Origin of the sequence: Streptomyces sp. NPDC001832 (assembly GCF_040297265.1) — a bacterium.
GTDB lineage: Bacteria > Actinomycetota > Actinomycetes > Streptomycetales > Streptomycetaceae > Streptomyces.
In genome coordinates, this window is the sequence record NZ_JBEOYU010000023.1 from 78,200 (window position 1) to 98,133 (window position 19,934).

The following is a 19,934-nucleotide window of genomic DNA, read 5'->3' on the forward strand; positions in this document are numbered from 1 at the left end:
AGGCTCGGGTACCTGCACCACGGTGAATAGCTCGTTGCCGGGTTTGACTGGTCTTGCGCACTCCGCCTTCCCTACCGCACCTCGCTCGGAATGGATGTACCTTCCGTCGTCCGAGAAATTCTCGAGCTCTACGTAGGCTTGCCCCTGTGCGATTTCTGTCAGGTTGGGTTTGTCGCTCCACCATTCCCGGCTGGCCACCAGTACGACCTTGCCGTCCACCAAAACTTGGCAGCGTGCGATCCCGTCCGCAGGTGTCAAGGATTTCTCCGATACCTTCTTCCCCGGAGGGAGAAAGGGAGACAGTAATCCGGGCGATATTGACGTGCCGCACAGGGAGTTCGGTGCGCTGTACTCGCGCTCTGCCTCGTCCGAGCAACTTACGAGTGCGAGACTCGCACAAGCTGTAAAAACTGCAGCTCTTTGCACTCCTCTATGAAAAACGAGGTATGCGCTATGGCCTTTCAATTCTCTCATTCCGGGGCTCGTGATGGGTGGGTTATTGCCTGAAAGAAGAGAGGTTCAATCTAAATGTCTGTCTTCAGGTCGGGCCCCATCGCCGTGGTATTGGGGCCGGCATCCGTGAACCCGTCGCGTGCGCCGGTGCGGGCGTAGGTGGCAAGGTCCTCCAGCGGTATTCCATGAGCCTTTGCCGCCAGAATCACCGCTTCTTGACTGTGCTTGAAATTATTGTCGCGTCCATTCTCCCAATGCTCGGCCATGACCGCTCCTGCCTCGCTCTTGGCGTCCCCCTCATAATCCTTGAAGATTTGCTCAAGGAGCATTCCGCTCACGGTGCCCGCTGCGCCTCCTACCGCGGCGCCAACGGCAGGGGTGGCAATGAATGATGTGCCCACGCCGATACCGATCCCGATACCTCCCGAGATGGCGCCCTTTGTTTGGGTCATTGCGTGACCATAGGCTTTGTCTTTTTCCTCAGCGTCGCCCGCAACTTCCTCTTGCCGCCCGATGGCCAGCGTTCCTGCAATTTCTCCCGAGCCGTAAGCGATCTGTGACACGGTCAGGTTCTTTTCCGAAGAGAATCGCTGGTCTGCGGGCAAATCGGGGTTCAAATGATAGTCCATGAGGTTTGCCATGTATTGCTTTTGGCCGAGTTCGACCTGGGCATAACCCTCAGGGGTCTGACCGACTGCCAGCAGGAAGCGAGTGGTGTCCCTGTGGTTCATCTCCGCCGGATTTCCCGTGATCGGGAAGAGTTTGCTGACGTCTCCGTTATCTCCCTCCTGCAGGACCTCTGGGTCGTCTGCCATTGCCCGGTTCATATCGGGAAGATATTCGGATGAGATCTGACCGATGCTGTCACCCATGTAACTGTAATCCGTCAAGCGCTTGCTGTTTTCAGAGATTGAGGCGACAAGACGTTCCATCAGCTTTGCCTGCTGCGGGCTATGTGCCGGAGTGTCAGCTGTCGGCATTTCACCCGCGGGGTGGCCTGTTGTCGCTGCTTCAAGGGCCAACGCCATGGAGTTCCGGCCGGTGACGCTTTCCTTGCCCTTGTCGTTCTGATCCTTCGGCCAGTCCCGCTCCTCGAAGAGGTAGTCGAAGTTACTGAGCTCCCTCTTCTCGTTCTTTCCGTTCTTGTCGGCGTCTTCCTCGAAGTCGTGATCCTCGTCCTTCGTCACGAACGTGTCGCTGAAGAAGTCCGTCGCGGCGTCGGGGCTGTTCGACAGGGCCTTCATGAAGCCGGTCATCGGATCAGTTCCGGAATCCGTGCCGGTGCGATTGAGGAAAGGGTCCATCCCCATGTGTGTCCAGGCGCCGTGGCGTCCGTTGTCGGTGAACTTCTTCTCGGTCTTGATCAGTTCGCTTCCGTAGCTCTTGAGGAACTGGTCGTCATAGTTCCCCCACCGCATGAGGTTGCTCATCACCTGGAATCCCAGGGTGCCCGAGTGCTTTGAGATGGGCTGGCTGCCGAGATCCACCATCTCGCGCTTCCAGTCAATCATTCCTCGGCTGTCGCTCTGGGTGGCGGTAGCCAGTGTGAGGCTCAGGTTCTTCTGTAGTTCGTCGTACTGGTCGACCCTCTCCCGGCCGATCTCACGGGCCAAGCGGGGATCGTTCAGCCCGGCCCAGAAGTCCAACGTCCCCTGAGCCCGCAGCTTCTCCGTGAAGCGTGCGGCGAACAGCTCGTCGCCCGACATCTTCTTGAGCCCGGCGTTCAGCTGGTCGAATTCCTTGACGGTGAGATCTTCCGGGTTCTTCTTCGCGATCGCGGACAGCCGGTCGGCTTCCTTGATCGCGTTGGCCGCAGAGTCCCGGTCCCTGTACTCGGCCCCCGTGAATCCCATGTCGGCCTGGTCCGAGAGTGCCTTGAGGGCGACGGCGGCCGTGTGATCGCTCTCGGTCGCTTCATTCAGAATCTTCTGGATCTCGTCCCGTAGGGCGGTGACATCGCTCTGGCTGTGGTCGGGGACGGTTGTCCCCTTGGCCGCGCGGTCCGGGTGGATGTTCATCGTGACCGTGAAGCCACCACCGCCGGTGGTGGTGACCGTCAGGTTCTTTCCGCTTGCACGTTCCAGGGCTGCGTTGAGTTCGCTGTGGTATCCCTTCAGTTCGTCCCGCACATCCTTGAGGATGCTCCACAGGGACTTGGCCTGCTTGTGGGCGTCATCGAACTCGTGCACTGTCTTGCCGACGAACTCTCTGGTGACGTTGGCGTTGTCGCCCGCCCAGTTGGCTTTGTCGGCTTTCGCCTTGAGGCCTTCCCTGGCGTCCTTTTCCAGATCGGCAAGGTTGGTCACCATGGTCGACCAGTCGGTGATGGCCTCGTCCAGCAGTCCGAACTTGGCGAAGCGCAGCGTTTCGAAATCCATCAGTCGTCCGCCTTGTTCGTCTTGCCCTTGGGTGCGTAGTCGTCATCGAATCCCTGGTCGAGCGAGGCGATACTGCTGATGTTGCTCCTCACGTACTGATCGTCACTGTTGTGCACATATTTGGTGAAGTCCATGTGGTTCGATATGTGCCCGCAGGCGTCACTAAGGGACTTGAGCTGTCTATCCCACCGATCCGCCACGTGCTGGAGGGCTCCGCCGAGTTCCAGTCCTTGGGTGGTGAGGTCGCTCGCTGCTGTCTCGCTGGTGGGCACTGCGACACGGCCCTCTTTCCACAAGCGCCCGTGCAACTTGGAGGCCTCGTCACGGACGGCCGAGAGGTCGGTCTGATCGACCTTCAGGTCGCCCTGCCCACCGCCGCCGCCTGTAGGTGCGGCTTTATTGAGCTGCATCTGTGCGCCGCTCTTGTTGGCCGCATCGGCCTTCAGTTGCTCCCACTCGGCCCATGCCATGCGCGGAACCCTCCAGTGTGTGCCGGGAATGCCGGACTTTCGGAATCTCTGCTGAGACGGGCAGCCGCATCAGCCGCCCGCCCGGTGCGGGGCGAGGGGGGAGCGGGACACCACGCACTGCGGCCGCCACCGGTAGCCCCCGCCGCCCCGCCTCCGCACGTACTCCTACCGCTCCCCGCCCATGAGCCCCGACTGCACCAGCGGATTCCCCCGTCGCCGCGTGACGAAGACCCCGCGCCCCGGAGGCATCGGGCGCGGTCGTACGTTGCCGAGAACGTCCCCCTCGATGGGGTCGCCCGAGAGCATCAGCCCCTGCGCGCCGAGCTCCATGATGCGCTGCATGAACGGCTCGTACAGGGCCCGGCCGGCCCCCGCCGTGCTACGGGCGATGATGAACCGGACGCCGACGTCACGTGCGAACGGCAGCATCTCCGCGAGCTTGGCCATCGGGTTTCCGCTGGACGTGGAGACCAGGTCGTAGTCGTCGACGACCACGAACACCGTCGGGCCGCGCCACCAACTGCGTTCGCGCAGTTCCTGCGCCGTGACGTCGGGCGACGGCGTACGGCGCTTCATCAGGTTGTACAGCGCGTCCACGTGGTGCTCCATGTCGTTGGACATGGGCACGTACTCCGCCAGGTGCGTCGCGGGGGTGGCGTCCAGCAGTGCTCGTCGGTTGTCGATGACGAAGAACTTGCAGGCGTTCCCGTCGTACCGCTCGGACAGCTGCTTGATGAGCAGCCGCAGCAGATTGGACTTGCCGGACTCGCTCTCGCCGAACACCAGGAAGAACGGGTCGCGCTCGAAGTCGAGGAAGACCGGCTCCAGGTTGTTCTCGTCGATACCGAACGCGATGCCCCGCTCCGGATGCGCGTAGCCCGCGGGCAGTTCGTGCGCCGGGAGTTCGCGGGGCAGCAGACGGACCGCCGGGGCGGGCGCCGCGGTCCAGTGCCGGGCGACCTCCTGGTTCATGGCCGCCGTCGCCTCGGAGAGGTCGCTGTCGGAGTTGATGCCGTCGATCCGCGGTACCGCGGCCATGAAGTGCAGCTTCTCCGGTGTGAGACCACGACCGGGCACACCGGCCGGCACGTTGACCGCGACCTTGCGGTCCAGTTCGGAGTCCATGACGTCACCGAGCCGCAGTTCGAGCCGGTTCATCAGGTGGTCCTTGAGGTTGGCCCGGACCTCCATGGAACGCGACGCCGTGACAATCAGGTGGATGCCGTATCCGAGCCCGCGCGCCGCGATGTCCACGGCCGCCGCTTCCAGGCCCTCGTAGTCCGTACGGAAGTTGCCCCAGCCATCGATGATCAGGAACACGTCGCCCCACGGCTGGTCCGTCACCGAGATCTCGCCGCGCGCCCGCAGCCTGCGGAAGGTGGCGATGGAGTCGATGCCCGCGCTGCGGAAATACTCCTCACGCCGCGCCATGATCCCGTACACCTCGGAGACGGTGCGTCGCACCCGCTCCGGGTCGAGCCGGGACGCGATCCCGCCGACGTGCGGCAGTCCGGCGATCGAGGCCATGCCGCCGCCACCGAAGTCGAGCCCGTAGAACTGGACCTCGTGGGGCGTGTGGGTGAGTGCGAAGCCCGCGATGAGTGTGCGCAGCAGCGTGGACTTGCCCGACTGCGGACCACCGGTGATCTGCATATGGCCCGCCGCACCGGAGAAGTCCCGGTAGAGCGTGTCGCGCCGCTGCTCGTACGGCTTGTCGACCACGCCCAGGGGTACGACGAGGCGGCCCGATCCCTCGAATCCGGGCTGGGTCAGCCCACGGCCCTCGACCGCGGACAGCCCCGGCAGGAGCTCGTCCAGCGACGGCGGATTGTCCAGCGGAGGCAGCCACACCTGGTGTGCGGAGGCCCCCCGGCCCTCCAGCCGGCGCACGATCACATCGAGCACCGTGTCCGCCAGAGCGTCGTCCTCCGCCGTACGCGCATCGGGTACAACGGCCCCGGCCTGCGGGCTCGGCTGTACGTACTGCACCGGCACCGGAGCCGCAGTGAACACCACCGGCCTGCGGTCCACCGGCAGAGGGCCGGAGGACACGGCCGGCTGGGCGCCCGAGCGGTACACCCCGGAGACGTACGCGGCCTTGAACCGCACCATCTCGTCCGTGCCGTACTTCAGGTAGCCGGAACCGGGAACATTGGGCAGGTGGTACGCATCGGGCACACCCAGCGCCGCCCGGGACTCGCCCGCGGAGAACGTACGCAGACCGATCCGGTACGACAGATAGGTCTCCAGTCCGCGCAGCCGCCCCTCTTCGAGGCGCTGCGAGGCCAGCAGCAGATGGACGCCCAGCGAACGGCCGATACGCCCGATCTGCACGAACATCTCGATGAAGTCGGGTTTGGCCGTGAGCAGTTCGCTGAACTCGTCGATGACCAGGACGAGGGAGGGAATGGGCTGCAGCGGGGCTCCCGCGGCGCGCGCCTTCTCGTAGTCGTGGATGTTGGCGTAGTTGCCCGCGTCGCGCAGCATCTCCTGGCGGCGGTTGAGCTCACCGCTGATGGAGTCACCCATGCGGTCCACCAGTGTCAGGTCGTCCGCGAGGTTGGTGATCACCGCTGCGACGTGGGGCATCTGCGCCATGCCGGCGAAGGTGGCACCGCCCTTGAAGTCCGCGAGGACGAAGTTGAGCGTCTCCGAGGTGTGGGTGACGGCAAGGCCCAGTACGAGCGTACGGAGCAGCTCGGACTTGCCGGAACCGGTGGCGCCGACGCACAGGCCGTGCGGCCCCATGCCCTCCTGCGCCGCCTCCTTGAGGTCCAGCATCACCGGGCCGCCGTCCTCGCCGACGCCGATCGGGACACGCAGTCGCTCCGCCTGCGAGCGGGCCCGCCAGGTCCGGCTGACGTCGACCGAGGCGGCGTCGCCGAGATTCAGCAGATCGGTGAACTCCAGGTTGGCGAGCAGCGGTTCGTCGTCGTCGCCGCCCGAGGCCACGTGGAGCGGGGCTAGTTGCCGGGCGAGTGCTTCGGCGGCCTCGTGACTCAGCAGGTCGGGAAGGCCGTCGTACACCAGCCCGTGTCCGGACTCCAACTGCAGCGAGTGGGGGTCCACCACGATGGAGAGACCACCGCGTGCTCCGTTGACCTGGCCCGTGACGATCTCGACGACCGTCACGCCCTGAAGGCCCTCGGCCGCGGCGAGCGCGGATGTCGCCGGTACGGACTGGCCGTCGAGCACGACGACGACATGGGGCTGCTCCAGGAGCGGCTGGCCATCGGGCTGGAAGCGCGGTCGGCCTTCGAGATGGCCCGCGAGCATCTCCTCCAGCTCCTCGACACTCGTGGTGATCAGGCGACGGCTGCCGGCACCGTCGACGGAGCCCAGCGCCTGCATGTGCGGGAGCCACTTCGTCCATTCCCAGTGCGGGGCGGCGTTCCGGCCGGTCGCGACGGCGATGATCAGGTCCTCGGGGGAGTGCAGCGAGGCAAGCGCACCGACCATCGCGCGGGCCGTGGAGCGTACGGACTCCGCCTCGCCACTGATCGTCAGGTGGTAGAAGGCGCGCAGCGAGACCGCCATCGGCAGGCCGTCCAGCGTGCTGTGGGTCGTGATGAACTGCTGCATCGCCCCGGCGGTCAGCGGCTCCAGCTCATCGACCGGCGCGGTGTCGGGCGCGACGAGCGGCGTGGCGAGTTCCTGACTGCCCAGGCCGATGCGTACGTGCGCGAAGTCCGCGTCACCGACGCGGCGCTCCCACACCCGGCTGCCCTCGGCGACGAGCGCCCACAGCTGTTCCGGGGACGGGTGGAGATAGAACTGCGCGTCGCGCTGCTCGCGGGCCGTCTTCAGCACCGCGCGCCTGGTCTGCGTCAGATACTTCAGGTAATCGCGCCGCATGTCTGCGAGCTGACCCTGGGTGCCGCGCCGGAAGCGGATGATCATCGCAATGGCCATGGCGACCGTGGACGCGATCATGATCATGCCCATGATCCGCATGACCGGGTTCGGCGTCATGAAGAAGAAGACGACGGAACCGCCCATGCCGAGCATCGGCAGCAGCTGCATCATCACCCCCTCCTGCTGGCCGCGAGGCAGCTCGGGCGGAGGTTGCAACTGCACCTGCTCGCCCGGGACTTCGGAGGGGAGGGCCCGCGGTGGGCGCTTGACGACAATCTGGCTCACAGCTCACCAATTCCCTTGCCGGACGGTGCTGTTCCTATCGGCGCCCCCGTGGCGACCGCTCCGTCCGCGGGAGGATCCTACTGGCGTAGGGGATGACCCGAGGGCGGTAGGGTGTCGCAACGCGTGTACGCATCCGCTAACTACCGCAAAAAAATGGGTCATTCGGGACGCGGTTGACCACGTGATCCATCGGGACGCGGGTCGGGCCCATGACCCCGGGGTGCGTTCCAGGAGCCAGCAGAACCATGAGGGGGAGCAGCACGTGACTATGACGGCCCAAATGGCGGCTACCGGATCCGGTCGGCCGGGTCCCGGAGTTCCGGCCGGCAACGGAACCGGTTTCTGCCGGGTCACGGTCGTCGCGCCCGACAGCCGCGTCGATGTGGCGCTACCCGAGGACATCCCCGTCGCGGACCTCTACCCGGAGATCCTCCGGCTGGCGGGGCAGAGCCCCGCCCCGGGGGCTCCGGTCGGCTATCACCTGGTGCGCCGCGACGGCACCGTCCTGGACGGTGGGCGCACTCTGGCCGGCCAGCGCATCCTCGACGGCGAGTTGCTGTCCCTGCGGCCCTTCTCCGAGTCGCTGCCCCCCGCGGTCTTCGACGACGTCTCCGATGCCGTCGCCACCGCAGTCGCCCGGGACCGCACCCTCTGGGGCGACAGCCTCACCCGATCGGCCGGGCTCTTCGGCGGATCGGTCCTGCTGGTCCTGCTCGGATTCGTGCTGTGGAACTCCGACGTCCGGCACGACATGCACGGTCTGCCGGGCATCCTGGCCGCGGTCACCTCCGTGCTCCTTCTCGCGCTCGCCTGCGTACGCGCGCGTGTGTACGCCGACCGTGGATCGTCCATCGCGCTGGGGATCGGCGTACTCGCGAACGCGGCGGTCGCCGGGGCCGGTCTGTTGCCGCTCAGCGAGGGCCAGGGCACCGGCAGGCTCCAGTTCCTGCTCGCCTGCGCCGCCGTGCTGGTGGCGGCGGTGATCCTCATGATCGCCGCACCCGAAGGCGACGGCACCTTCGTCGCGTTCGTGTTCGCCGCTGCCATCGGCGTGCTGGTGACCTTCGTCGCGATCATGACCGGTATGGAGCCGGCCGAGACCGCGGCCGTGTGTGCCCCCCTCTCCGTGGGGCTCCTCGGCTTCCTGCCTGGACTCTCCACCCGCTTCGCCCGCCTCCCCATCGGCTTCGAGCCGCCCCGTACCACCGTCGGTGACTACGGGACGTCCGACCCGGAGCCGCAGGGCCCGGTCGACGCCGACCGCATCGCCGCTCAGGCGCGGCGCGGCCACGAGCTGCTCCTCGGTCTGGTCGGCGGATGCGCGCTGGTGGCCGTGGGAGCCGCAGCCGTGCTCGGCTTCTCGGACAGCATCTGGGGCCAGCTGCTGGCCCTCGCCACCGGCATCGCGATGCTGATGCGCGCCCACCTGTTCCGTTACACGGCCCAGGTCGGCTGCGTCCTGGCGGCGGGCCTCGGCGCACTGGTGCTCCTCGGCCTCGGACTGTCCCTCAACCCGCCGGCGACGCTGGTGCGCGAGGCGTTCAAGGGGGAGACCGCAGGGCTCGACATCCGTACGATCTGGCTCACCGCCGCGGTGGCGGGCGTCGCCGCGCTGATCACTGCCGTGGGGCTGATCGTGCCGCGCAAGGGAGTCACCCCGTTCTGGGGGCGCTTCCTGGAGATCGCCGAATCGTGTGTGCTCCTGACGCTGCTGCCGCTGTGCCTCGCCGTTTTCGACGTCTACCACTCGATCCGCGCACTCACCAGCTGATCCGTCCGGTACCACGGGCGGCCGGGGTCTCAGTGACTGGTATTCTGACTGACGGCCGTTTGTGTACGCGCTCCCGGATCACCCTGGGAGCTGCGCTCATCGGACCTTCGCCCCCGAGTAACGGAAGACCCCCTGAGATCAAGACCAGGGGCGCTCGTGGACGCATCGAACACCAAAGAGGAGTACCGCGTGTCGCTCGACGCCGCTACGAAGAAGCAGATCATGGCCGAGTTCGCCACCAAGGAGGGTGACACCGGTTCCCCCGAGGTCCAGGTGGCCATGCTCTCCCGTCGGATCTCGGACCTGACGGAGCACCTCAAGACGCACAAGCACGACCACCACTCCCGTCGTGGTCTGCTGATCCTGGTCGGCCAGCGTCGCCGCCTCCTGCAGTACCTGGCCAAGAAGGACATCCAGCGCTTCCGTGCGCTCGTCGACCGCCTCGGCATCCGCCGTGGTGCGGCCGGCGGCGCCAAGTAAGGACGCTGTGAGAGGGAGCGGTACCCCGGGTTCCAGGGGGCCGCTCCCTTTGCTGTACGTGCAGGACCAGGGCCGGGCTCAGTAACCTGGACGTACAACACCAGAGCGAGGAGAGGCGCGCCACGGCCGCCGCCGGTCCTCGGTAGTGGCCCCCGGGACAACGCCCGGGAGCTTCGATCGAAGACCGGCCCGCACACACGGCGCGCTTCTCCGCACCGTCCTCCGCCACACGGGCGGCAGGGCGAAAGACGACGAGTATGGAGAAAACGCTAGTGGAGAACGAGACCCACTACGCCGAGGCCGTTATCGACAACGGAACCTTCGGCACCCGCACCATCCGCTTCGAGACGGGCCGCCTGGCCAAGCAGGCCGCCGGCTCCGCCGTTGCGTACCTGGACGACGACACCATGGTGCTGTCGGCCACCACCGCTTCCAAGAAGCCCAAGGACCAGCTCGACTTCTTCCCCCTCACGGTGGACGTCGAGGAGCGGCAGTACGCCGCCGGCAAGATCCCCGGCTCCTTCTTCCGTCGTGAGGGCAGGCCCTCCGAGGACGCGATCCTCACCTGCCGCCTGATCGACCGGCCGCTGCGCCCCTCCTTCAAGAAGGGCCTGCGCAACGAGATCCAGATCGTCGAGACGGTCATGGCGCTCAACCCCGACCACCTCTACGACGTGGTCGCGATCAACGCCGCCTCCTGCTCCACGCAGCTGGCCGGCCTGCCCTTCTCCGGCCCGGTCGGCGGCACCCGTGTCGCCCTGATCAAGGGCCAGTGGGTCGCCTTCCCGACGCACACCGAGCTCGAGGACGCCGTCTTCGACATGGTCGTCGCCGGTCGCGTCCTGGAGGACGGCGACGTCGCGATCATGATGGTCGAGGCCGAGGCCACCGAGAAGACCATCCAGCTCGTCAAGGACGGCGCCGAGGCCCCGACCGAAGAGGTCGTCGCCGCCGGTCTCGAGGCCGCGAAGCCCTTCATCAAGATCCTCTGCAAGGCCCAGTCGGACCTCGCCGCCAAGGCCGCCAAGCCCACCGGCGACTTCCCGGTCTACCTGGACTACCAGGACGACGTCTTCGAGGCGCTCGCCGCCGCCGTCACGTCCGAGCTGGCCCAGGCGCTGACCATCGCCGGCAAGCAGGACCGCGAGGCCGAGCTGGACCGCGTCAAGGAGATCGCCGCCGAGAAGCTTCTCCCGGCCTTCGAAGGCCGCGAGAAGGAGATCTCCGCCGCGTACCGTTCGCTGACCAAGAAGCTGGTCCGCGAGCGCGTCATCAAGGACAAGGTCCGCATCGACGGCCGCGGCGTCACGGACATCCGTACGCTCGCCGCCGAGGTCGAGGCCATCCCGCGGGTGCACGGCTCGGCGCTGTTCGAGCGTGGCGAGACCCAGATCCTGGGCGTCACCACCCTCAACATGCTCCGCATGGAGCAGCAGCTGGACACCCTCTCCCCGGTGACCCGCAAGCGCTACATGCACAACTACAACTTCCCGCCGTACTCCGTCGGCGAGACCGGCCGTGTGGGCTCGCCCAAGCGCCGCGAGATCGGGCACGGCGCGCTCGCCGAGCGCGCCATCGTGCCGGTGCTGCCGACGCGCGAGGAGTTCCCCTACGCGATCCGCCAGGTCTCCGAGGCGCTGGGCTCCAACGGCTCGACGTCCATGGGCTCGGTCTGCGCCTCCACCATGTCGCTGCTGAACGCCGGTGTGCCGCTCAAGGCCGCCGTCGCCGGTATCGCCATGGGCCTGATCTCCCAGGAGATCGACGGCAAGACCCACTACGTCGCCCTCACCGACATCCTCGGTGCGGAGGACGCCTTCGGCGACATGGACTTCAAGGTCGCCGGTACGAAGCAGTTCGTCACCGCGCTCCAGCTCGACACCAAGCTCGATGGCATCCCCGCCTCGGTCCTGGCCGCCGCGCTGAAGCAGGCCCGCGACGCCCGCCTCCACATCCTCGATGTGATGAACGAGGCCATCGACGTTCCGGACGAGATGTCCCCGAACGCCCCGCGGATCATCACCGTCAAGATCCCGGTGGACAAGATCGGTGAGGTCATCGGCCCCAAGGGCAAGATGATCAACCAGATCCAGGAGGACACCGGCGCCGACATCACGATCGAGGACGACGGCACCATCTACATCGGTGCCGCCGACGGACCGGCCGCCGAGGCCGCCCGCACCACGATCAACTCGATCGCCAACCCGACCATGCCGGAGGTCGGCGAGCGCTACCTGGGTACGGTCGTCAAGACCACCACCTTCGGTGCGTTCGTGTCCCTCATGCCGGGCAAGGACGGCCTGCTGCACATCTCGCAGATCCGCAAGCTCGCCGGTGGCAAGCGCGTGGAGAACGTCGAGGATGTGCTCGGCGTCGGCACCAAGGTCCAGGTCGAGATCGCAGAGATCGACTCCCGCGGCAAGCTCTCCCTCATCCCCGTGATCGAGGGCGAGGAAGACGAGAAGAAGGACGACGCCGCCAAGTGACGTCCCGTAGTCCCGTGACGACGGCCCGCGCCTCCTCGAAGGCGCGGGCCGTCGCCCGTACCCAAACGCTTCTCAAGGGCACCAACGGCATCGGTACGGTCCGCCGCACCGTCCTTCCCGGCGGTCTCCGGGTCGTCACCGAGACCCTGCCGTCCGTCCGCTCCGCCACCTTCGGGATCTGGGCCAACGTCGGATCACGCGACGAGACCCCCACCCTGAACGGTGCGACGCACTACCTCGAACACCTTCTCTTCAAGGGCACCGCCGAGCGCAGTGCCCTGGACATCTCCGCCGCCATCGACGCGGTCGGCGGCGAGATGAACGCCTTCACGGCGAAGGAGTACACCTGCTACTACGCGCGGGTCCTCGACACCGACCTTCCGCTGGCCATCGACGTCGTCTGCGACATGCTGACCGGCTCGTTGATCACCGCCGAGGACGTCGACGCCGAGCGCGGTGTCATCCTCGAAGAGATCGCGATGACCGAGGACGACCCGGGCGACTGCGTGCACGACCTGTTCGCGCACACGCTGCTCGGCGACACCCCCCTCGGCCGCCCGGTCCTCGGCACCGTCGACACCATCAACGCGCTCGACCGCGGCCGGATCGCCCGCTTCTACAAGAAGCACTACGACCCCACACACCTGGTCGTCGCCGCCGCGGGCAACATCGACCACGCCACGGTCGTACGCCAGGTCCGCAGGGCCTTCGAGCGCGCCGGCTCCCTGTCCCGCACCGACGCCGTTCCGGTCGCTCCGCGTGCGGGCTCCCGCACCCTGCGTACCGCGGGCCGCGTCGAGCTGCTGAACCGCAGGACCGAGCAGGCCCACGTCGTCCTCGGCGTGCCCGGCCTGGCCCGCACCGACGACCGCCGCTGGGCGCTCGGCGTACTCAACACCGCTCTCGGCGGCGGCATGAGCTCACGCCTGTTCCAGGAGGTGCGGGAGAAGCGCGGCCTCGCCTACAGCGTCTACTCGTACACCTCGGGCTTCGCGGACTGCGGACTCTTCGGCGTGTACGCGGGCTGCCGGCCCAGCCAGGTCCACGATGTCCTCAAGATCTGCCGGGACGAGCTCGACCGGGTAGCGTCCGAAGGACTGAGCGACGAGGAGATCGGTCGCGCAATCGGGCAGCTCTCCGGCTCCACGGTCCTTGGCCTGGAGGACACCGGCGCACTGATGAACCGTATCGGCAAGAGCGAACTGTGCTGGGGCGACCAGATGTCGGTCGACGACATGCTGGCCCGGATAGCGCAGGTAACGCCCGATGACGTACGCGCGGTGGCGGGAGAGGTCCTCGGACACCGCCCCTCGCTCTCCGTCATCGGCCCGCTCAAGGACAAGCAGGCCGACCGCCTCGACGAAGCGGTCTCCTAACTCCCCCGTAAGGAAGCAGATCAATGAGCAAGCTGCGCGTGGCCGTTCTCGGCGCCCAGGGCCGTATCGGATCCGAGGCGGTACGAGCCGTCGAGGCCGCCGACGACATGGAGCTGGTGGCCGCCCTGGGGCGCGGTGACAAGCTGGAGACCCTCGCGGAATCCGGCGCCCAGGTCGTTGTGGAGCTCACCACCCCCGCGTCGGTGATGGGCAACCTCGACTTCTGCATCCGGCACGGCATCCACGCCGTCGTCGGTACGACGGGCTGGTCCGACGAACGGCTCGCGCAGCTGAACACCTGGCTCTCCGGCTCCCCGGAAACCGGTGTGCTCATCGCGCCGAACTTCTCCATCGGCGCCGTCCTCACGATGAAGTTCGCGGAGCAGGCCGCCCGCTACTTCGAGTCCGTCGAGGTCGTCGAACTGCACCACCCCAACAAGGTCGACGCCCCCTCGGGCACCGCCACCCGTACCGCCCAGCTGATCGCCGAGGCCCGGAGAAAGGCCGGCTGTGCCCCGCAGCCGGACGCCACCACCACGGCCCTGGACGGTGCCCGTGGCGCGGACGTCGACGGAGTCCCGGTCCACGCGATCCGGCTCCGCGGGCTCCTGGCCCACCAGGAAGTGCTGCTCGGTGGCGAGGGCGAGACACTCACCATCCGCCACGACTCCCTGCACCACAGCAGCTTCATGCCGGGCATCCTGCTCGGCACACGCCGTGTGGTGACCACTCCCGGCCTCACGTTCGGCCTGGAACACTTCCTCGACCTGAACTGACTGAGCCCTGTCATGCGCGCAAAGATCACCTACTTCGTCACCGCTGCCGTCCTGGTGTTCTACTTCGCCCTGGTCGGTAGCCGTGGCGTCCTGCTCATCCAGCACGGCACTCTGCTGACGGTTACCTTCGGCGTCGCGGTGTTGATCCTGCCGTTGATCGGTTTCTGGTTCCTCTGGAAGAACACCCAGTTCGTGACGCGGGCCAACGCGCTGGCCGCGGAACTGGACGCGGAGGGCGGCCTGCCGGTCGACGAGCTGGTGCGCACCCCGTCCGGCCGAATCGACCGCGCCTCGGCCGACGCAGTGTTCGCACGCCGCCGCGAGGAGGCGGAGGACTCCCCGGACGACTGGCGCTGCTGGTTCCGCCTGGCCGTCGCTTACCAGGACGCCAGGGACACCCCCCGAGCCCGAAAGGCCATGCAGCGCGCCATCGCTCTGCACAGGAAGCCAACCCAGCCCAGCACGCCCTGACGCTGGCCGATGGGCCGTCCGGTGAAATCAAGCCCAACCGGCGCTTGAGGACACAACTGCCAGCGGACGGCCCCGGCTACCACACGCCTCAGCCCAGCCGATACTCGTCTCCCCACGCCTCAACCGTGTCGGCCGCACGGTCGAATGCCTCACCCCGCGCCAGGAAATCCGCATTGCTGTCGGTGAGCAGGGGCGGAATCGTCTCGCCTCCCTCGCGTACGACGATCAACGCCTGCCCCTGCACCGTGCGCGGAAGCCCCAGCCACTTCACCGGCTGCTGCACCGTACGGACGGCCGCGACGCGGTTCCACGGCACGGTCGTCGTCGTGAAGAAGCCGACCCGGCGCACGCCATGCCGGCTCACCCAGGCGCCGACCCGCAGCAGCCGCAGGGCACAGCCGAGGACCACGCCGGCGAGCCCCAGGCACGCGGCGGCGCCCGCCGCCGCTCCGGCGAACGCGGTGATCACGCCCGCGAGCAGGATGAACGACGCGAGCAGCAGCAGGCAGGCTGCTGCCGCAACGCGCCAGGGGCCTGGGCGGTACGGACGCCGCCAGCTGTCGTGGTCGTCGAACGGCAGCGCGATGTCCTCAACGCTCGCGTCAAACGCGCGGTCGGCCGTCAGGAAGGGCAGGGGCACGACTGATCCTCACTCACAAGCACGCTCGATTGCTGTGCCCGGTGAGGCTACCGAGGAGGCCGCCGACCAGACCAATCCAGGGGACCCGTGGGAGTCAGCGTCCCTGGGAGGCCTCGGTCTGCTGGGTGTGCGACGGCCCCTGAGTGGGGCTCAGAGCGGGGAGGCCGAGAACCAGCGACCCGACAAGACCTGCGACGACCGTCAGTCCGACAAGGGAACGGCTGGCCAGCTGGGAGACGGTGGCGCGCTCCCGCTCGGGAGGAGTGACGTTACTGCGGAATCGGTCGGCCTCGGCTACAAACGAGAACGGGACGGATTCACGCCGGAAGAACATGAGGAAACTCTCCTTGATCTCTCGAACGGATGCTGTTACTGAGTCAGACGCACGGCAGGCCCGTTCGGTGCCCCGAATCGCCGAATTCGTCAAAGAAATCCCTGCACGACCCTTCGGCCCTCGGTGTCAGTGGCGGCCCGTAGAGTGGGCGCCGCCCGAGCGACGCAAATGGAAGGACCCCGCCGGTGACCGAGACCTCCGAGCCAGCACAGCCCAGCTTCCGTAGCGATGTCACCGTTGAGCTGGTGAAACACGCCGCAGGCGACTCCGACGTCCTGTTCGCGGCCCGTGTCTCCACGGCCGGTGAGCAGTCCCTGGAGGAGGTCACCAAGGACCCTGAGCGCTCCAAGGGGCTCATCAACTTCCTGATGCGTGACCGGCACGGCAGCCCGTTCGAACACAACTCGATGACCTTCTTCATCAGCGCCCCGATCTTCGTGTTCCGCGAGTTCATGCGCCATCGCGTCGGCTGGTCGTACAACGAGGAATCAGGCCGCTACAGGGAGCTGGAACCGGTCTTCTATGTTCCGGGGGAGTCCCGCAAGCTCGTGCAGCAGGGCCGCCCCGGCAAGTACGAGTTCGTCGAGGGCACTCAGGCCCAGCAGGAGCTCACCGGCCGCGTCATGGAGGACTCCTACCGCCAGGCGTACGAGGCGTACCAGGAGATGCTCGCCGCAGGAGTGGCCCGCGAGGTCGCCCGCGCGGTGCTTCCTGTCGGCCTGTTCTCCTCGATGTATGCCACATGCAACGCCCGCTCGCTGATGCACTTCCTTGGCCTGCGCACCCAGCACGAGCTGGCGAAGGTGCCGTCCTTCCCGCAGCGGGAGATCGAGATGGTCGGCCAGCAGATGGAGGAGCACTGGGCCCGGCTCATGCCGCTCACCCATGCAGCCTTCAACAAGAACGGACGCGTAGCCCCGTAAGCGGTGTCCGTATTGCGGCGTTTCGTGAAGTTCATCTAGGCTGATCAAACGGACCCGGCACTGCTTGAACCCCCGAGCAGGCAGTGCCGGGCTCCTACTGCGTGTCCCCCGAGGGGGCATTGGGTGCTGTGCAACGAGTAGCGTGTTACCCATGGCTCCGATCTCCACTCCGCAGACCCCCTTCGGGCGGGTCCTCACCGCTATGGTCACGCCCTTCACGGCGGACGGCGCACTCGACCTCGACGGTGCCCAGCGGCTCGCCGTCCATCTGGTGGACGCAGGCAATGACGGCCTGATCATCAACGGCACCACCGGCGAGTCCCCCACCACCAGCGACGCGGAGAAAGACCAGCTCGTACGGGCTGTACTGGAAGCGGTGGGAGACAGGGCCCACGTCGTCGCCGGTATCGGAACCAACGACACCCGCCACAGCATCGAGCTCGCGCGCACGGCCGAACGCTCAGGCGCCCACGGCCTCCTCGCGGTGACGCCGTACTACAACAAGCCGCCGCAGGAAGGCATCTTCCGCCACTTCACGGCCATCGCCGATGCCACCGGTCTACCAGTGATGCTCTACGACATTCCTGGCCGCAGCGGCGTGCCGATCGACACGGAGACGCTGGTACGGCTCGCCGAGCACCCGCGCATCGTCGCCAACAAGGACGCGAAGGGCGACCTCGGCCGTGCCAGCTGGGCCATCGCCCGGTCCGGCCTTGCCTGGTACTCCGGCGACGACATGCTGAACCTGCCGCTCCTCTCGGTCGGGGCCGTTGGATTCGTCTCCGTCGTCGGCCATGTCGTCACCCCGGACCTGCGGGCCCTCATCGAGGCGTACCTCGGCGGCGACGTCCAGAAGGCCACGGAGATCCACCAGAAGCTTCTGCCGGTCTTCACCGGCATGTTCCGTACCCAGGGCGTGATCACCACCAAGGCCGCGCTGGCCCTCCAGGGCCTCCCCGCAGGCCCCCTGCGCCTTCCTCTGGTGGAGCTCACCACACAGGAAGCGGCGCAGCTCAAGATCGATCTCGCCGCCGGTGGGGTAGAGCTGTAACCACAGACTTCACAACTGAATAAGCGAAGAACACTCGCAAGAGCGACATCACAGACAACAGCAAGTGCACGAATGACATGCGCGCCACGTGCCCAAGCGGTACGTGGCGTGCGTGGTAAGGAGAGTCTTTTGAGTCATCCGCATCCCGAACTCGGCACCCCGCCGAAGCTCCCGAAGGGCGGCCTCCGGGTCACCCCGCTCGGCGGCCTCGGCGAAATCGGCCGCAACATGACGGTCTTCGAATACGGCGGCCGCCTGCTCATCGTCGACTGCGGAGTTCTCTTCCCGGAGGAAGAGCAGCCCGGAATCGACCTGATCCTGCCCGACTTCACCACGATCCGGGACCGTCTCGACGACATCGAGGGCATCGTCCTCACGCACGGCCACGAGGACCACATCGGTGGTGTCCCGTACCTGCTGCGACTGAAGCCGGACATTCCCCTCATCGGCTCCAAGCTGACCCTCGCGCTGATCGAGGCGAAGCTCCAGGAGCACCGCATCCGTCCGTACACCCTCGAAGTCGAGGAGGGCCAGCGCGAGCGCATCGGCGTGTTCGACTGCGAGTTCATCGCGGTCAACCACTCCATCCCGGACGCTCTCGCGGTCGCCATCCGCACACCTGCGGGCATGGCCGTCGCGACCGGTGACTTCAAGATGGACCAGCTCCCGCTGGACGGCCGGCTCACCGACCTGCACGCGTTCGCGCGGCTGAGCGAGGAAGGCATCGACCTTCTCCTCTCCGACTCGACCAACGCGGAGGTCCCCGGCTTCGTACCGCCCGAGCGGGACATCTCCAACGTCTTGCGCACGGTCTTCGCCAATGCCCAGAAGCGCATCATCGTGGCGAGCTTCGCCAGCCATGTGCACCGCATCCAGCAGATTCTCGACGCGGCACACGAATACGGCCGCCGGGTCGCCTTCGTCGGGCGCTCGATGGTCCGCAACATGGGTATCGCCCGTGATCTCGGCTATCTGAAGGTCCCCGCGGGCCTGGTGGTCGACGTCAAGACGCTCGACGATCTGCCGGACGACGAGGTGGTGCTGGTCTGCACGGGATCCCAGGGCGAGCCGATGGCCGCGCTGTCCCGTATGGCCAACCGCGACCACCAGATCCGCATCGTCCAGGGCGACACAGTGATCCTGGCGTCGTCCCTGATCCCGGGCAACGAGAACGCGGTCTACCGCGTGATCAACGGCCTGACCCGCTGGGGCGCCAATGTCGTCCACAAGGGCAACGCCAAGGTCCATGTCTCGGGCCACGCCTCGGCCGGCGAGCTGCTGTACTTCTACAACATCTGCAAGCCGAAGAACCTGATGCCGGTCCACGGCGAATGGCGCCACCTCAGGGCCAACGCCGAACTGGGTGCCCTCACCGGTGTACCCAAGGACCACATCGTCATCGCCGAGGACGGCGTCGTCGTCGACCTCATCGACGGCAGGGCCAAGATCGTCGGCAAGGTCCAGGCGGGCTACGTATACGTCGATGGCCTCTCGGTCGGCGATGTCACCGAGACCTCTCTCAAGGACCGCCGCATCCTCGGCGAGGAGGGCATCATTTCGGTCTTCATCGTGGTCGACAGCTCTTCCGGCAAGATCACGGGCGGGCCCGACATCCATGCCAGGGGGTCCGGTATCGACGACGCGGCATTCACCGCCGTCGTACCGAAGATCGAGGAAGCGATCAACAGGTCCGCCCAGGACGGCGTGATGGAGCCGCACCAGCTGCAGCAGCTCGTCCGTCGCACGGTGGGCAAGTGGGTCTCCGACACCTACCGCCGGCGCCCGATGATCCTCCCCGTCGTTGTCGAAGTCTGACCCTCCGACAGGCGCGAACTCCGGAGCGGGGCCCTCGATTTGCATCGCGCGCCCCGCTCCAGTACGTTTACGGCTCCGACTGACCGGGAAACACCGCGCACACTCATGTGCACTGGGCACCCCGAACGGAGCGGGAATTCCGACTCAGAACTTCTGATAACGTCGGATCCGCCGAAAGGCAAGGCCACTCCAACGGCCACCTGAATTCAAATTCGGACCGGAAACGGAACGAAAAGAGTCTGGTAAGGTTGGAGCCGCCGGAAAGGGAATCGCGGAAGCGAGGAACTGGAAAGCGCAGTAAAAATTCTCCTGCTCCGCAGGGGGCCGCTTCGACCGGGAATCGGACACGAAAGAGTCTGATAGAGTCGGA

Annotated in this window: 14 protein-coding genes; 9 read left to right on the forward strand and 5 right to left on the reverse strand. The window is 66.7% G+C overall.

Annotated features, from left to right (window positions below; genetic code table 11):
- Window positions 1-524 precede the first annotated feature (524 nt).
- From ABT115_RS19315 to eccCa, 3 genes are all read right to left on the reverse strand, one after another.
- Entirely contained in the window at window positions 525-2,831 is a 2,307-nt protein-coding gene (locus tag ABT115_RS19315) for a hypothetical protein (protein WP_351791036.1), read from the reverse strand.
- Window positions 2,831-3,301 (reverse strand): hypothetical protein, encoded by a 471-nt coding sequence (locus ABT115_RS19320; RefSeq protein WP_351791039.1) that lies wholly within the window; start codon window positions 3,299-3,301, stop codon window positions 2,831-2,833. Before ABT115_RS19320 ends, ABT115_RS19315 begins: the two co-directional genes overlap by 1 nt.
- Before the next feature lie 165 nt (window positions 3,302-3,466).
- Window positions 3,467-7,441 carry a type VII secretion protein EccCa gene (gene eccCa / locus ABT115_RS19325; RefSeq protein WP_351791042.1) on the reverse strand — a complete coding sequence of 1,325 codons (3,975 nt, stop codon included), beginning with the start codon at window positions 7,439-7,441 and terminating at the stop codon, window positions 3,467-3,469.
- Between the two features lie 268 nt (window positions 7,442-7,709).
- Between eccCa and eccD the strand changes: the two genes are divergently transcribed.
- The 6 genes from eccD to ABT115_RS19355 all read left to right on the forward strand — a co-directional run bounded on the left by eccD (window position 7,710) and on the right by ABT115_RS19355 (window position 14,801).
- Entirely contained in the window at window positions 7,710-9,212 is a 1,503-nt protein-coding gene (gene eccD / locus ABT115_RS19330) for a type VII secretion integral membrane protein EccD (protein WP_351791076.1), read from the forward strand.
- A gap of 189 nt (window positions 9,213-9,401) precedes the next feature.
- Entirely contained in the window at window positions 9,402-9,692 is a 291-nt protein-coding gene (rpsO, locus tag ABT115_RS19335; protein ID WP_189546018.1) for a 30S ribosomal protein S15, read from the forward strand.
- A gap of 272 nt (window positions 9,693-9,964) precedes the next feature.
- On the forward strand, window positions 9,965-12,178 hold the full coding sequence (locus ABT115_RS19340) for a polyribonucleotide nucleotidyltransferase (RefSeq protein ID WP_351791079.1): 2,214 nt from the start codon (window positions 9,965-9,967) through the stop codon (window positions 12,176-12,178).
- Window positions 12,175-13,554, forward strand: a complete 1,380-nt coding sequence (locus ABT115_RS19345; RefSeq protein ID WP_351791045.1) for a M16 family metallopeptidase — start codon at window positions 12,175-12,177, stop codon at window positions 13,552-13,554. The genes ABT115_RS19340 and ABT115_RS19345 overlap by 4 nt, the downstream gene beginning before the upstream one ends.
- Window positions 13,555-13,577: 23 nt before the next feature.
- Window positions 13,578-14,330, forward strand: a complete 753-nt coding sequence (gene dapB / locus ABT115_RS19350; protein ID WP_351791048.1) for a 4-hydroxy-tetrahydrodipicolinate reductase — start codon at window positions 13,578-13,580, stop codon at window positions 14,328-14,330.
- Between the two features lie 12 nt (window positions 14,331-14,342).
- On the forward strand, window positions 14,343-14,801 hold the full coding sequence (locus ABT115_RS19355; RefSeq protein ID WP_351791051.1) for a tetratricopeptide repeat protein: 459 nt from the start codon (window positions 14,343-14,345) through the stop codon (window positions 14,799-14,801).
- Between the two features lie 88 nt (window positions 14,802-14,889).
- Here ABT115_RS19355 and ABT115_RS19360 read toward each other — a convergent pair whose 3' ends face one another.
- Window positions 14,890-15,441, reverse strand: a complete 552-nt coding sequence (locus ABT115_RS19360) for an SCO5741 family PH domain-containing membrane protein (protein ID WP_351791054.1) — start codon at window positions 15,439-15,441, stop codon at window positions 14,890-14,892.
- A 94-nt stretch (window positions 15,442-15,535) separates the two neighbouring features.
- Window positions 15,536-15,775 (reverse strand): hypothetical protein, encoded by a 240-nt coding sequence (locus ABT115_RS19365; protein ID WP_351791056.1) that lies wholly within the window; start codon window positions 15,773-15,775, stop codon window positions 15,536-15,538.
- A 185-nt stretch (window positions 15,776-15,960) separates the two neighbouring features.
- Here ABT115_RS19365 and thyX point away from each other — a divergent pair, with 185 nt between their 5' ends.
- From thyX to ABT115_RS19380, 3 genes are all read left to right on the forward strand, one after another.
- Window positions 15,961-16,698, forward strand: coding sequence for an FAD-dependent thymidylate synthase (thyX, locus tag ABT115_RS19370; protein ID WP_351791059.1), 738 nt, complete (start codon window positions 15,961-15,963; stop codon window positions 16,696-16,698).
- Window positions 16,699-16,849: 151 nt separating this feature from the next.
- A complete protein-coding gene (dapA, locus tag ABT115_RS19375; protein WP_351791062.1) occupies window positions 16,850-17,749 on the forward strand; it encodes a 4-hydroxy-tetrahydrodipicolinate synthase in 900 nt (299 codons plus the stop codon).
- Between the two features lie 129 nt (window positions 17,750-17,878).
- A complete protein-coding gene (locus tag ABT115_RS19380) occupies window positions 17,879-19,564 on the forward strand; it encodes a ribonuclease J (protein ID WP_351791065.1) in 1,686 nt (561 codons plus the stop codon).
- Window positions 19,565-19,934 lie beyond the last annotated feature (370 nt).

Coding starts and splice junctions, on each gene's coding strand:
- ABT115_RS19315 (WP_351791036.1), bottom strand. CDS start 2,831: ATGGATTTCGAAACGCTGCGCTTCGCCAAGTTCGGACTGCTGGACGAG.
- ABT115_RS19320 (WP_351791039.1), bottom strand. CDS start 3,301: ATGGCATGGGCCGAGTGGGAGCAACTGAAGGCCGATGCGGCCAACAAG.
- eccD (WP_351791076.1), top strand. CDS start 7,710: ATGACGGCCCAAATGGCGGCTACCGGATCCGGTCGGCCGGGTCCCGGA.
- dapB (WP_351791048.1), top strand. CDS start 13,578: ATGAGCAAGCTGCGCGTGGCCGTTCTCGGCGCCCAGGGCCGTATCGGA.
- ABT115_RS19355 (WP_351791051.1), top strand. CDS start 14,343: ATGCGCGCAAAGATCACCTACTTCGTCACCGCTGCCGTCCTGGTGTTC.
- ABT115_RS19365 (WP_351791056.1), bottom strand. CDS start 15,775: ATGTTCTTCCGGCGTGAATCCGTCCCGTTCTCGTTTGTAGCCGAGGCC.
- dapA (WP_351791062.1), top strand. CDS start 16,850: ATGGCTCCGATCTCCACTCCGCAGACCCCCTTCGGGCGGGTCCTCACC.